Below are 1,194 nucleotides of genomic sequence, written 5' to 3'. Positions count from 1 at the left end.
AGTACATCGTTGGTTTCTATAATCCGGTGCGCTTGCACTCAACCCTGGGGTATCTGTCGCCCGCTGCCTACGAGGCGAAATCGATAGTAAAACAACCTATCTGCCTGTCCGAAATAACTTGACCACTACACGCCGCTTCGTGGGGGGAGGGCCGGGGCGCGTTCATTCCATCTTTTGCACGCTCTCGTATACGTCAACCGGCTCAAGCTTCTCAAGCGCCAAATGTATGGCCGCGCGAATATCGAACTTCTGCGGCTGCGCGTGTTGAAACCGAACTAAATAGCCGGCCTGCGCGTACTGCTGCACCCGCTAGTCCGGTCGCCATCGCAGGCGCGTGAGTTCGTGCGTCCGGGAAGAGGCTGGCGGGCTCGCCCACGTTAATCAGAAAGAGGAATGGTGGGTAGTGAGGCGGGAAAGACGACGGCAAGGTCCTCCACGCGATTTGCCGTCGTCACACAAATTGCGGAAGACCCGCGATTACTACAGTTCACGCTGAGCGAGCACCTGCGTAATATCTGGTACTACCTGAGGAACAACTCACCTACGTTGGTCAACTACGGCGCCCGCCCTCGAGAGGGCCTGCCCATCAGCAGTAGCATCGCGGAGTCCGCGGTGAACCAAGTCGTGAGCCCATCGCATGGCAAAGAAACGACAGATGCGCTGGACGGACCAAGGAGCGCACTGCCTGGTGCAGGTCAGGGTCGCGGCTTTGAACGGGGAACTCTCACCCGATCTCATCTCGGCGCTCGAGCTCGCGGCCTCGCGTCACAGCCAATCCATCGGGCCAGCATCACCGAACTGGCACCAGTCGCCGAACCGAAAAAGCCGCGACATGCTCGCGGAAAGTTGGGGCGCCTAACGAAATCGGCCTCCCCAACATTTGCACGCTCCTTCACGGTCTCGGTGTCGATTGACCAGAGTCATAACTTTAGGTGTGCGAGCGAACGCGGCACAGGGACATTGTTTCGCATGGAAAGGCCACAGTCGCATGAATCATGAGCCGACAAGTGCGACGCTCGTATGAACGATGAGCGTGGCTCGCACTAATGACCTTCTTCAACACCAGCGCAGGCGCGTGAGTTCGTGCGGCCGGGACGAGCTGGCGGGCTCGCCCACGCTAGATTCCTTGACTGAATTGATTGCGTAGTGATTGAGCCAAGTTTTTCTACGCGGCGATTTTGACCTGATCGCACC

The 1,194-nt window shown here is 58.3% G+C and carries 1 protein-coding gene; it reads left to right on the top strand.

Features of this window, described 5'->3' with window-relative positions:
• Positions 1-637: 637 nt before the first annotated feature.
• Positions 638-859 (top strand): hypothetical protein, encoded by a 222-nt coding sequence (locus tag AC3WL8_RS39895; protein WP_492380254.1) that lies wholly within the window; start codon positions 638-640, stop codon positions 857-859.
• The last annotated feature ends 335 nt before the right edge of the window (positions 860-1,194 follow it).

The organism is Cupriavidus sp. FW305-F7 (genome assembly GCF_058782875.1).
This window is presented reverse-complemented; position numbering and strand designations above follow the sequence as displayed.